10 protein-coding genes are annotated in these 12,368 nt (G+C 71.2%); 5 read left to right on the top strand and 5 right to left on the bottom strand.

Annotated elements, in window-relative coordinates:
• Window positions 1-51: 51 nt before the first annotated feature.
• Entirely contained in the window at window positions 52-960 is a 909-nt protein-coding gene (locus tag FHS37_RS13260; RefSeq protein WP_184820563.1) for a carbohydrate ABC transporter permease, read from the bottom strand.
• Window positions 957-1,949, bottom strand: a complete 993-nt coding sequence (locus FHS37_RS13255) for an ABC transporter permease (protein WP_184820561.1) — start codon at window positions 1,947-1,949, stop codon at window positions 957-959. The genes FHS37_RS13260 and FHS37_RS13255 overlap by 4 nt, the downstream gene beginning before the upstream one ends.
• A 250-nt stretch (window positions 1,950-2,199) precedes the next feature.
• Here FHS37_RS13255 and FHS37_RS13250 point away from each other — a divergent pair, with 250 nt between their 5' ends.
• Window positions 2,200-3,210 carry an acetylxylan esterase gene (locus tag FHS37_RS13250; RefSeq protein ID WP_184820559.1) on the top strand — a complete coding sequence of 337 codons (1,011 nt, stop codon included), beginning with the start codon at window positions 2,200-2,202 and terminating at the stop codon, window positions 3,208-3,210.
• A gap of 62 nt (window positions 3,211-3,272) precedes the next feature.
• Here the strand turns inward: FHS37_RS13250 and FHS37_RS39300 are convergent, their stop codons facing one another.
• From FHS37_RS39300 to FHS37_RS13235, 3 genes are all read right to left on the bottom strand, one after another.
• A complete protein-coding gene (locus FHS37_RS39300) occupies window positions 3,273-3,491 on the bottom strand; it encodes a hypothetical protein (RefSeq protein ID WP_229889847.1) in 219 nt (72 codons plus the stop codon).
• A gap of 257 nt (window positions 3,492-3,748) precedes the next feature.
• On the bottom strand, window positions 3,749-4,081 hold the full coding sequence (locus FHS37_RS13240; protein WP_184820557.1) for a hypothetical protein: 333 nt from the start codon (window positions 4,079-4,081) through the stop codon (window positions 3,749-3,751).
• A 105-nt stretch (window positions 4,082-4,186) separates the two neighbouring features.
• The gene (locus tag FHS37_RS13235) at window positions 4,187-7,021 is read right to left on the bottom strand and encodes an aconitate hydratase (RefSeq protein WP_308436698.1); all 2,835 of its coding nucleotides are present in this window, start codon (window positions 7,019-7,021) and stop codon (window positions 4,187-4,189) included.
• 168 nt (window positions 7,022-7,189) lie between these two features.
• Here FHS37_RS13235 and FHS37_RS13230 point away from each other — a divergent pair, with 168 nt between their 5' ends.
• The 4 genes from FHS37_RS13230 (at window position 7,190) to FHS37_RS13215 (ending at window position 12,316) form a co-directional block, all read left to right on the top strand.
• Window positions 7,190-7,870 (top strand): hypothetical protein, encoded by a 681-nt coding sequence (locus FHS37_RS13230; RefSeq protein ID WP_184820553.1) that lies wholly within the window; start codon window positions 7,190-7,192, stop codon window positions 7,868-7,870.
• Between the two features lie 38 nt (window positions 7,871-7,908).
• Window positions 7,909-8,106, top strand: a complete 198-nt coding sequence (locus tag FHS37_RS13225; RefSeq protein ID WP_184820551.1) for a DUF4236 domain-containing protein — start codon at window positions 7,909-7,911, stop codon at window positions 8,104-8,106.
• A 64-nt stretch (window positions 8,107-8,170) separates the two neighbouring features.
• Window positions 8,171-9,700, top strand: coding sequence for a helix-turn-helix domain-containing protein (locus FHS37_RS13220; RefSeq protein ID WP_184820549.1), 1,530 nt, complete (start codon window positions 8,171-8,173; stop codon window positions 9,698-9,700).
• Window positions 9,701-10,408: 708 nt separating this feature from the next.
• On the top strand, window positions 10,409-12,316 hold the full coding sequence (locus tag FHS37_RS13215; protein WP_184820547.1) for an SMI1/KNR4 family protein: 1,908 nt from the start codon (window positions 10,409-10,411) through the stop codon (window positions 12,314-12,316).
• Window positions 12,317-12,368 lie beyond the last annotated feature (52 nt).

The raw sequence follows: 12,368 nt of genomic DNA, 5'->3' as shown, positions 1-12,368 counted from the left end.
TCCCTGGATGTGCGGAGTCGGGGGAAGCGGGGGGAGGGTGCGGGAAGGTGGTCAGCCCTTGACCGCGCCGAGCATCACGCCCGACACGAAGTAGCGCTGGACGAACGGGTACACGCAGAGGATCGGCAGCGAGGTGAGCACGATGGTGACGGCCTGGATGTTGGCCGCGGTCTGGCTCAGCTGCTCGGTGGTGGCGCCGGCGTTGCCGCCCTGTGTGGCGCCCGCGATCAGGTTGCGCAGGTAGACGGTGACCGGCATCAGGTCGGTCCTGTCCATGTAGAGGAAGGCGCTGAACCAGGAGTTCCAGAAGGAGACGGAGTAGAACAGCACCATCGTCGCGACGACCGCCTTCGACAGCGGCAGCACGATCCGCCGCAGGATGCCGTAGGTGCTGAGGCCGTCGATCTGGGCGGCCTCCTCCAGTTCGTCGGGCAGGCTCTCGAAGAAGGCCTTCATCACCAGCAGGTTGAAGACGCTGATCGCGTTCGGCAGGGCGAGCGCCCACACGGTGTTCTTCAGGCCGAGGCTGGTGATCAGCACGTAGTTGGGGATCAGGCCGCCGGTGAAGAACATGGTGAACACGGCGACCCCGACGAGGAATCCGCGTCCCTTGAGGTGCTTCTTCGACAGGACGTAGGCGTAACAGGTCGTCAGCGCCATGGCGACGGCGGTGGAGACCACCGTGTAGAAGACGGTGTTGCCGTAGTTCCGCCAGAACATCCCGTCGTTGAAGACGATCTCGTACGTGGTGAGGTTGAACCCCTTGGGCCACAGCGTCACCTCGCCGGCCCGGATCTGCCGTTCGCCGCTGAACGAGCGGGCGACGATGTTGACGAACGGGTAGAGGGTGACGACCACGACGAGGGTGAGGATCACCCCGTTGACGCCCTGGAAGACGCGGTAGCCGGGGGTCGGCTGGTTGACCGAGGTGCGCGGCTTGCGCGGGGACGGAAGGCTCACCACAGGCTCGTCCCCACGGTGCGGCGCGACATCTGGTTCGCGGAAGTGATCAGGATCAGGCCGATGACCGCCTCGAACAGGCCGATGGCGGCGGCGTAGCTGAAGCTGTTGGACTCGACACCGGTCCGGTACAGGTACGTCGAGATGACGTCGGCGGTCGGGTACGTCAGCGGGTTGTACAGCAGCAGGATCTTCTCGAAGCCGACCGCCATGAAGGTGCCGATGTTGAGGATCAGCAGTGTGATCATGGTCGGGCGGATGCCGGGCAGGGTGACGTGCCAGGTCTGCCGCCAGCGGCTGGCGCCGTCGATGCGGGCGGCCTCGTACAGGTCCTCGTCGATGGTGGTGAGCGCGGCGAGGTACAGGATCGTGCCCCAGCCGGCGGTCTGCCAGATCTCCGAGCCGACGTAGATGGTGCGGAACCAGTCGGGTTCCTGGATGAACCGGACCGGCTCGTGGCCGAACCAGCCCAGCATGTGGTTGACGGGCCCGTCCGTGGCGAGCATCTGCAGGGTGATGCCCGCGACGATCACGATCGACAGGAAGTGCGGCAGGTACGAGACCGACTGCACGAACCGCTTCAGGGCCCGCCGGCGCACCTCGTTGAGGAGCAGTGCCAGCACGATCGGGATCGGGAAGCAGAACACGAGGGTGAGGCCGCCGAGCCACAGGGTGTTCCGGAACACCTGCCAGAAGGTGGGGTCGGTGAGGAACATCTCGACGTAGCGCAGGCCCACCCAGTGTTCGCCGAGGATCGAACCGCCGGGCTCGAACCGGCGGAAGGCGATCACGTTGCCGATCATCGGCAGATAGCGGAACACCAGGAAGAACAGCAGCGGCAGCACGGCCAGCGAGTACAGCTGCCAGTCCCTGCGCAGGGCCCGGCGCCAGCCGGTGCGTGCGGGGGAACGCGTGCGGTGCGGTGGGGTCTTCGCCGGCGGCGGGTCCTGCGTGCCCGGCGGTGGAGCCGACGTGGTGGGGGTGCTCATAGTGCTCGGGCCTTCCGTGCCGTAGGACGCAGAACCGAAACTTTCGAGCTCTTATCGGTAACTCGCGGCAACCTAAGGGGAGCAGTAAGCGCTGTCAATGGATGGCGCACGCTGGATTCTTGAGAGGATGGAACACGAACTCGCCCACGATAAAGGGCTGAGACGACCTATTACGTTCTCCGGAACTTTCTGGCAATATCCCGCAACGATCGGTCGCCCCGTCCCCCTTCGACCCTGCGAGGTGTGCCCCGTGCCCGCGTTCGACCTCCCCCCGGCTGAACTGGAGCGCCACCGCCCGGACATCGGGGAGCCCGCCGACTTCGACGCCTTCTGGGAGACCACCCTGAAGGAGGCGTCGGCCGAGGGGGATCCGCTGGTCTCGTCCCGCCCGGTGGAGAACGGACTGCGGCTGACCGAGACCTGGGACGTGACGTTCCGCGGCTTCGCCGGTGACCCCGTGCGCGCCTGGTTCAGCCTTCCCCGGCGTCCCGGCTCCACGGCCGGAACGGCCGAGGGCATGCCGGCGGTCGTCGAGTACGCCGGCTACGGGCGCGGGCGCGGCCTGCCGCACGAGCGGCTGACCTGGGTGAACGCCGGGTACGCGCATCTGCTGATGGACAACCGGGGACAGGGGGACCAGTACGGCTGCGGCGGTGACACCCCCGATCCGCACGCCGCCGCGCCGGGCGGTCCCGGTCCGGCGGTCCGCGGGCTGCTCGCCCCGCGGGACTACCACTACCGCCGGCTGATCACCGACGCGGTGCGCGCGGTCGCCGCCGTGCGCGCCCTGCCGGGCGTGGACCCCTCGCGCGTCGTGGCGGTCGGCAACAGCCAGGGCGGGGGGCTCGCCCTGGCGGTGGCGGGCCTGGTGCCGGACCTGGCGGCGGCGCTGGTCACCGCCCCGCTGCTGTGCGGCATCCCCCGCGCCCTGGACCTCGCCGACACGGGCCCGTACGGCGAGATCACCGCCTACCTCTCGGTCCACCGGGGCGCCGAGGAGGCCGCCCGCCGCACGCTCTCCTACGTCGAGGGCGTCTCCTTCGCCCGCCGCGCCCACGCCCCGGCCCACTTCGGGGTCGGCCTGCGCGACACGGTCTGCCCGCCGAGCGGGGCGTACGCCGCGTTCAACCGCTACGCGGACCTGACGGGCGCGGAGCCGGCCAAGGAGCTCCACGCCTACCCGTTCAACGGGCACGAGGGCGGGGACGCGGTGCACGTGCGGCGCCAGCTCGACTGGCTCCACTCCCTGTTGGAGTCATGAGAGGGGGCGGTTCCGATGACGGCCGGACACGCCGGGTCCGCGTCGGGACCGCCACGCGGGGTTCAGCCGCCCCGGCAGGGCAGGACCGCCCCGCCGCCGGCGTCGGTGACGGTGACGGTCACCTCGGACCGGTGGCCGCCGCTCCAGCCGCCCGTCGTCACGACCAGGCCGACGGCCGGCAGGGTCGCGAGCAAGGAGACCAGGGCGAGGAAGAGGGCTCTGGAGCGGGCGGGGAGGGACGACCGGGGAGCGGCCCCACCCCGAAATGCTGTCGCGATCATGACACACCTGTCGTTCGCTGTGGGCCTGACGGGTCGTACGCGGCGATGTGCGGGGATGCGCGAGGCCGGGCGAGGCGGGGGCGCTCCGGCGGCGGGTTCCGGTCCACCGGGAGATGGGAGCGCTCCCACCCCGCCCGTGAGGGCACGGTAGCGCCGAGGGGGCGTGGTTGTAAACGACTGTCGCGCCGGACCGCGCCCGGCACCGGCGCATCCGGGTGTGCGGAACGCGGCGGGGAGGAAGTGCCCGACGGCCCGGGTCACTTCGTGTGGCGGCCGTCGACGACCGCGCTCGCCCCGACGTCACCGGTCCGCGGGTCCTCGAGCGCCTGCCGGCCCACCCCGGTGTCCTGAGGGACGAACGCGGCCGTCCCGGCGCCTGGTTGCCGTACCGGCCCGCCGGGGCCGGGCCGGACGTCCGGCCCGGCCCCGGCGGGGACGTTCCCGGAGCGGTCCGGGTCGACGCCGCCCGCGTCCGTGTCGAGCAGCCGCTCGCGCAGCCGGCGCGTCGGCTCGTCGAGCCCTTCCCGGTCACCGTCCTGGCGCCCGGTCAGGACGGGACGCACACGCTGTGCGCCGCGGCCCACCGCCACCTCGTCACCTGACGGCGTTTCGGCGTCCGGCGGGACGCGGTGGGCACGGCGAGGGCCGCACCCCCGCCACCGGGGGTGCGGCCCTCGACCGCCCTGCCGAGCCGCTTACTTGCGGATCAGGCTGCGCAGCACGTACTGCAGGATGCCGCCGTTGCGGTAGTAGTCGGCCTCACCGGGGGTGTCGATGCGGACGACCGCGTCGAACTCGACGCCCGTGTCGGTGGTGACCTTCACCGTGCGCGGGGTGGTGCCCTCGTTCAGCTCGGTGACGCCGGAGACGGAGAAGGTCTCCTCGCCGGTCAGGCCGAGGGAGTCGGCGGACTGGCCCTCCGGGAACTGCAGCGGCAGGACGCCCATGCCGATGAGGTTCGAACGGTGGATGCGCTCGTAGGACTCGGCGATGACGGCCTTGACGCCGAGCAGCGCGGTGCCCTTGGCGGCCCAGTCGCGGGACGAGCCGGAGCCGTACTCCTTGCCGGCCAGGACGACCAGCGGGATGCCCCGCTCGAGGTAGTTGCGGGAGGCGTCGTAGATGAACGACACCGGACCGCCGTCCTGGGTGAAGTCGCGGGTGTAGCCGCCCTCGGTGCCCGGCGCGATCTGGTTGCGCAGGCGGATGTTGGCGAACGTGCCGCGGATCATGACCTCGTGGTTGCCGCGGCGGGAGCCGTAGCTGTTGAAGTCGCGGCGCTCGATGCCGTGCTCCGTGAGGTACTTGCCGGCCGGGGTGTCGGCCTTGATGGCGCCGGCCGGGGAGATGTGGTCGGTGGTGACCGAGTCGCCCAGCTTGGCCAGCACGCGGGCGCCGGAGATGTCCTCGACCGGGGCCGGCTCCATGCCCATGCCCTCGAAGTACGGGGGCTTGCGCACGTAGGTGGACTCGGCGTCCCACTCGAAGGTGTCGCCGGTCGGGACGGGCAGCGCCTGCCACTGGGCGTCGCCGGCGAAGACGTCGGAGTAGGACTTGGAGAACATGTCCTCGCCGATGGCGTTCGCCACGACGTCGTTGACCTCGGCCTCGGAGGGCCAGATGTCCTTCAGGTAGACCGGGTTGCCGTCGGTGTCGGTGCCGAGGGCCTCCTTGGTGATGTCCACCTTCATGGAACCGGCGATCGCGTAGGCGACGACCAGCGGCGGGGACGCCAGGTAGTTCATCTTGACGTCGGGGTTGATCCGGCCCTCGAAGTTGCGGTTGCCGGAGAGCACCGAGGTGACCGCGAGGTCGTGCTCGTTGACCGCCTGGGAGACCTCCTCCGGCAGCGGGCCGGAGTTGCCGATGCAGGTGGTGCAGCCGTAGCCGACGAGGTTGAAGCCGACCTTGTCGAGGTACGGGGTCAGGCCCGCCTTCTCGAAGTAGTCGGTGACGACCTTGGAGCCCGGGGCGAGGGTGGTCTTGACCCAGGGCTTGCGGGTCAGGCCCTTCTCCACCGCCTTCTTGGCCACCAGGGCGGCGGCGACCATGACGTACGGGTTGGAGGTGTTGGTGCAGGAGGTGATGGCCGCGACCGTCACCGCGCCGTGGTCCAGCTCGTAGGTCGTGCCGTCGGCGGCGGTGACCCGGACCGGGTTGGACGGGCCGGGGCCGGGCACGACGGCGGAGTGCTGCGGGGCGCCGGCGCCATTGTCGTCGCTGCCGTAGGCGGGGGCGTCGGAGGCCGGGAAGGACTCGGCGCTCGCCTCGTCGACCGGGGACTCGACGCCGTGCGGCTGCTCCTGCTGCGGGACGCCCGGCTTGCGGTCGTCGCCGCCGGTGACGCCGGCCTGCACGTAGTTGAGCACGTCGGCGTTGAACTGCTCGGCGGCGCGGGTGAGTTCGATGCGGTCCTGCGGGCGCTTCGGGCCGGCGATGGACGGGACGACGGTGGACAGGTCCAGTTCGAGCTTCTCGGAGAAGTCCGGCTCGGCCTTCGGGTCCAGCCAGAGGCCCTGCTCCTTGGCGTACGCCTCGACCAGGGCGACCTGCTGGTCGCTGCGGCCGGTCAGACGCATGTAGTTCAGGGTCTCGCCGTCGATCGGGAAGATCGCGGCGGTGGAGCCGAACTCCGGCGACATGTTGCCGATGGTGGCGCGGTTGGCCAGGGAGGTGGCGGCGACGCCCTCGCCGTAGAACTCGACGAACTTGCCGACGACGCCGTGCTTGCGCAGCATCTCGGTGATGGTGAGCACCAGGTCGGTGGCGGTGGTGCCGGGCGTGAGCTCACCGGTGAGCTTGAAGCCGACGACGCGCGGGATCAGCATGGAGACCGGCTGGCCGAGCATGGCGGCCTCGGCCTCGATGCCGCCGACGCCCCAGCCGAGGACGCCGAGGCCGTTGACCATCGTGGTGTGCGAGTCGGTGCCGACCAGGGTGTCCGGGTAGGCCTTGCCGTCGCGGACCATCACCACGCGGGCCAGGTGCTCGATGTTCACCTGGTGGACGATGCCGGTGCCGGGCGGGACGACCTTGAACTCGTCGAACGCGGTCTGGCCCCAGCGCAGGAACTGGTAGCGCTCGCGGTTGCGGCCGTACTCCAGGTCGACGTTCTGCTTGAAGGCGTCGTTGGTGCCGAACTTGTCGGCGATGACGGAGTGGTCGATCACCAGCTCGGCCGGGGCCAGCGGGTTGATCTTCGCCGGGTCGCCGCCCAGCTCCTTGACGGCCTCGCGCATGGTGGCGAGGTCCACGACGCAGGGCACGCCGGTGAAGTCCTGCATGATCACGCGGGCCGGCGTGAACTGGATCTCCTGCGACGGCTGGGCCTGGGAGTCCCAGCCGCCGAGGGCGCGGATGTGGTCGGCGGTGATGTTCGCGCCGTCCTCGGTGCGGAGCAGGTTCTCCAGCAGCACCTTCAGGCTGTAGGGAAGGCGCGCGGAGCCCTCGACCTTGTCCAGCCGGAAGATCTCGTACGACTCGTCGCCCACCTGCAGCGTGCTGCGGGCGTCGAAGCTGTTCGCCGACACGACAGTCTCCTTCATTGATGTGCGCGTACCACCACGATCCTGCCGCCACGGCATCTCGGCCGATCCGCTAAGGTAAGGCTAAGTTAGGTATCCCTTACCGGGGTGGCGGCTGCGGTGCTTCTCGGCAGATATCTCGATGTCGAGATAACTCTAGTACACGGGGGCCGAATGGTCATGCCCAGGCCCGGCGTGGTCTACTTCCCGCCCATGAGGAGCGCCGACCCCACCCCGCCCGCCCACGGCGGCTCCGCCCCCCTGCCGCGGGGCCTGTGGCCCTCCCTGCGGGCCCACTACGCCACCCTCGACCCGGAGGAGAGGGAACGCCCGGAGCGCCTGGCCACCGTCCGCGCGGTGCACGTCCACCCGGTCTCCCGCGACGGCGTCCCCTACGTCGGCATCGTGTTCGACTGCGTCCGGGACCCGGAGCGGGGCGTCGGCGTCATCCTGCACGGCGACCGCGTCGTCGGCCTGGGCGACGCGGGCCTCGCGACCCGGGTGCGGATCGCCGAGCGGGACGCCCGGGACCCGCGGACCGGGCTGGACGAGGCGCTGATCGGGCACTGGAGCAGCGACGCCTTCGACCACGGCGCGATGGAGTGCTCCGACCTCGAACTGCGGGCCGACGGCACGGGCTGGAGCAGCGTGTCGAACGCCTTCGCGGAGGACGTCGGCCGGCTGACCTGGCGGTGCCCGGAACCGGGGGTGCTGGAACTGCGCGAGGAGGGGGACGTGTCGCGGCACCGGTACACCGTCGGGCCCGCCGTGCCGGCGCACGCGACCGAGCCGGTGATGTCCGTCGCGTTCGAGGAACCGGTCGCGTACAGCCATCAGTACGCCAAGTGGGGGTAACCGTAGGGCAGCCACCACGAATCCGACCGGAGGTACGCATGCCACTGACGTTCCGCAAGAGCTTCCGGATCCTCCCGGGGGTGCGACTGAACATCAACAAGCGGTCGTGGTCCCTCACCACCGGCGGCAGGAACGGCCCTCGGTACACGCACAGCAGCACGGGACGCCGCACGACATCGATGGATCTGCCCGGACCCTTCGGATGGCGCCGGACCCGTCGCACCAGGCGACACTGACGCCGCGTCACCCGAACGGACCCCCCGAGAGGTGCCATCTCATATCTGAGATAACCTCAACCCCATGGCAGACGACTACCTCGTACGCATCGGCAGGCTCATCCGCGACGCCAGGCAGCATCGTGGCTGGACCCAGGCGCAGCTCGCCGAGGCGCTCGGCACCAGCCAGAGCGCCGTCAACCGCATCGAGCGCGGCAACCAGAACATCAGCCTTGAGATGATCGCCCGCATAGGAGAGGCGCTCGACAGCGAGATCGTCTCCCTGGGCTACGCCGGGCCGATGCACCTGCGCGTGGTGGGCGGCCGCCGGCTCTCCGGCGCCATCGACGTGAAGACGAGCAAGAACGCGTGCGTGGCGCTGCTGTGCGCCTCGCTGCTCAACAGCGGGCGCACGGTGCTGCGCCGCGTCGCGCGCATCGAGGAGGTCTACCGCCTCCTGGAGGTGCTGCACTCCATCGGCGTGCGCACCCGGTGGATCAACGACGGCGTCGACCTGGAGATCGTGCCCCCGGCCGAGCTGGACCTCGCGGCCATCGACGCGGACGCCGCCCGCCGCACCCGCTCCATCATCATGTTCCTCGGCCCGCTGCTGCACCGCACGGACCGCTTCATGCTGCCGTACGCCGGCGGCTGCGACCTCGGGACGCGCACCGTCGAGCCGCACATGATCGCGCTGCGCCGGTTCGGCCTGGACATCGCCGCGACCGAGGGCCAGTACCACGCGGTGGTCGACCGCTCCGTCGCTCCCGACCGCCCGATCGTGCTGACCGAGCGCGGGGACACGGTCACCGAGAACGCGCTGCTCGCCGCCGCCCGGCACGACGGCATCACCGTCATCCGCAACGCCTCCTCCAACTACATGGTCCAGGACCTGTGCTTCTTCCTGGAGGCGCTGGGCGTCAAGGTCGACGGCATCGGCACCACCACGCTCACCGTGCACGGCGTGCCCACCATCGACGTCGACGTGGACTACTCCCCCTCCGAGGACCCGGTCGAGGCGATGAGCCTGGTGGCCGCGGCCGTGGTGACGGAGTCGGAACTCACCGTCCGCCGCGTCCCCATCGAGTTCCTGGAGATCGAGCTCGCGGTCCTGGAGGAGATGGGCCTCGACCACGACCGCACGCCCGAGTACTTCGCCGACAACGGCCGCACCCGGCTGGTGGACCTCACCGTGCGCCCCTCCAAGCTGGAGGCGCCGATCGACAAGATCCACCCGATGCCGTTCCCCGGCCTGAACATCGACAACGTCCCGTTCTTCGCGGCGATCGCGGCGGTGGCCCAGGGCAAGACCCTGATCCACGACTGGGTCTACGACAACCGCGCGATCTACCTGACCGACCTCAACCGCCTCGGCGGGCGCCTGCAGTTGCTCGACCCGCACCGCGTCCTGGTCGAGGGCCCGACCCGCTGGCGCGCCGCCGAGATGATGTGCCCGCCGGCCCTGCGCCCCGCGGTGGTCGTCCTGCTGGCGATGATGGCGGCGGAGGGCACGTCCGTCCTGCGCAACGTGTACGTCATCAACCGCGGGTACGAGGACCTGGCGGAGCGGCTGAACTCGATCGGGGCGCAGATCGAGATCTTCCGGGACATCTGAGAGCGCGCGGAGAAGGCGCCGTCACGCCTCTGCCGACCCGCGCGAACGCGCAGCGGGAGGGGAAGTGGCGGCGCTTCTGCGACTTCCCCGGGGCTTCCCCGGGACTTTCGTCCGGTACCGGAGGCTCCCGGCCGCTGCGCCTTCGAACTGATGCGTCACCGGGCGCCCGGAACGTCGAACGGGCGTCCCGAGCAACAGCCCGCCCCCCCTTGCCGGGCGGAACGGACCGTCATGGCCGGCTCCCCGCTCGCACTGCTCGCACACGGCCCTCGCCCCCTCTCCGGCCGCTCCGATGGAGTCATGCGCCACCCCGCGCCTCCACCGAGCGACCTCTCGGGCGCGGTCGCCGAGCTCGGCGGTGTGCCGGGCGGTGCCGCGGCCCGCCGGCGGTCACCGCGCCGGCGGAGAACCACGGCCCCTCGGCGGGCGGCTGGTTCATGAGTGCCATGGCCCTGCTCCCGCCGGTCCGCATCCCGGCACCGCCGCAGGCACGGGACCGGGACCCGGGGAAGACCTGATCCGTCCCGTTCCGTGTGCGCCCCTGAACTCCCGCGGCGCACACGGGTGTTCCTCCCGCCGGCCCGGTCGACCCCGCGTTCGCCATGTCGGCACGCCGCCGATTCCGGTCGATGAGCGGCGCCGCCTGCCGCCCGCCCGGCGGAACCTGGGCTCGGCATCGCTGTCAGTGGCGGCTGCCACAATCGGCCCGTGAGCGAGAAGACCGAGAACCACTTCGACTGGCAGCAGTTCCTCCGTCGCTGGCAGGAGGAATGGGTTCCCGGCGAGGACGACATGGAGGACCTGACCGAGGGCGGCATGACCCTCGCCGACCTGGCGCTCGCCGCCCCGCCCGCGGCCGAGGAGGAGATAGCCGCCGCCGAGGAGCGCCTGGGAACCCGGCTCCCTCCGTCCTACCGGCGGTTCCTCGCTGCCAGCAACGGCTGGCGGCTCGACGGGGGATCCGTCTACCGGCTGGGCGCGGCCCACGAGATCGACTGGTTCGGGGATCCGTTCGACATGACCCCGGCCTACCGGCAGGGGTTGACCGAGCGCTCGACCGAGCAGGAGGTGCTGCTGGCCGGAATGTGGCGGCGGGCACTGCGGTTGGAGACCGACTCGGACATGTCCTACGCCCTGCTGGATCCGGGTGACACCGACGAGGACGGCGAGTGGGCCCTGTACGTCTACAAAGGGTGGAGCGGCGAGTTCCCGGACCGGTATCCGTCGTTCCGCGCCTACATGCAGCGGATGTACCAGCACTTCCACTCCGACCGGGCGGGCATTCCCGGCTTCGTGAACGACACCACCCGCGCCCTGGACGCCGGTGTGGACCGTGCACGGGAGGAGGCCCTGAGCGGAAGGTGGGAGACCGCCCGGGAGCTGCTCACCGAGGCGGAGCGCTACGGACGGCCCCTCGCCCGGGCCATGCTGGAACAGTTGAACGCGCTGTCACACGGCGTCGGGCACAGGTACCGCGGATTCGGTGAGCTCGTCGCCGATCCGCGCTACACGGGTGAGCTGGTGCCCGTGATGGCCGCCGCGCACCTGCGGGAGGAGCGCCCCGGCGCTGCTCCCCGCCGGTTCCTGCTGGGCACCAGGACCGACGACGGTGTCACGTCGGCCGCGGATGCGGTCCTCGCTCAGGTGCGCGACCGCACCTACCGCTACGCGCCGGGCGGTGCCTTCGGTCAGGCGGTGGCCGAGGCGTGGGAGTCGGCGAGGTGGGGGGACACGGACACGGCGTGGCGGGTGATCCGTGCCGCGCTGCCGTCGTGGTCGCCGCCGGGGCCGGACCTGCTGGCACCGCTCGGTCTGCTGGGGGACCCCGTACTGGGTCCGGTGGTGACGCGGGAGCGCGGACTGGAGCTGCTGGCCACGCCTCGGGCCGGCCGGCCGGGCCCGGCGCCCGATCCGGTACCGGACCTGGATCCGCCGGGACTGTGCTGGCTGGCGGAGACTCCGCGGTGGAACGCCCCGCACGGCTCCTACCGGTGCCTGTGGGTGGAGGGCGCGGAGCCGGAGGCGCTGCCCGGTCTGATCGGGGAGGACGGGGGCGCGGGCCTGACCGCTCCGCCCCTGCTCCCTGCCGGGTGGTTCCCCTACGACTCCGGGCAGCGGGACGACTCGGCGCCGTGGGAGGACCGGGCCGTGCTGGCGGTGGGCCGGACGGGCTCCGGGTGGGCGTTCGGCTACGACACGGCCCCGCGGACGTCGGCCCCCGGGAACTTCTTCGCCTCCCCGGCCGCCGCCGCCTCGCGCGACGGACGCGCGGTGGTGCTGTGGGCGCACCGCACTCGCGACGGCGGCCTCACGGTGTTCCACCTGTCGGTCGCCGAACGGGGCGAGGAGCTGTACGCGTACACGCTGCGCGGCACGGACGTCGAACGCTCGGGGCCGGTGCCCGGGGCCCTCGATCCGGAACGGGTCCTGCGCGGCGTCGGTGAGGCGGACCGCGAGCGGTGTCTGCTGGCCGCCGTGCAGGACGAGTTCGGTCTGTCCCTGCCCCGGCACGCCCTGGCCGAGGGCATGCTTCCGCGACTGACCACACGGTCCTGGAACCGCGCGCCGAGGGAGGGCGAGGCCTACGCGTACGCCACGATCGGCTTCGGACGGTGACGAAGCCGCGTGGCCCGCGCTCCCGAACGCGGTGAGGGTGTGCCGTCCACCA

The sequence above is a fragment of the Streptomyces griseomycini genome (genome assembly GCF_014203535.1).
Classification (GTDB): domain Bacteria; phylum Actinomycetota; class Actinomycetes; order Streptomycetales; family Streptomycetaceae; genus Streptomyces; species Streptomyces griseomycini.
The sequence above is the reverse complement of the archived record's forward strand: the minus strand, read 5'-3'. Positions and strand labels throughout refer to the sequence as shown.

Excerpts from the sequence above, each read along its gene's own strand:
- FHS37_RS13220 (WP_184820549.1), top strand. The coding sequence starts at position 8,171 with ATGGCAGACGACTACCTCGTACGCATCGGCAGGCTCATCCGCGACGCC.
- FHS37_RS39300 (WP_229889847.1), bottom strand. The coding sequence starts at position 3,491 with ATGATCGCGACAGCATTTCGGGGTGGGGCCGCTCCCCGGTCGTCCCTC.
- FHS37_RS13225 (WP_184820551.1), top strand. The coding sequence starts at position 7,909 with ATGCCACTGACGTTCCGCAAGAGCTTCCGGATCCTCCCGGGGGTGCGA.
- FHS37_RS13255 (WP_184820561.1), bottom strand. The coding sequence starts at position 1,949 with ATGAGCACCCCCACCACGTCGGCTCCACCGCCGGGCACGCAGGACCCG.
- FHS37_RS13230 (WP_184820553.1), top strand. The coding sequence starts at position 7,190 with ATGGTCATGCCCAGGCCCGGCGTGGTCTACTTCCCGCCCATGAGGAGC.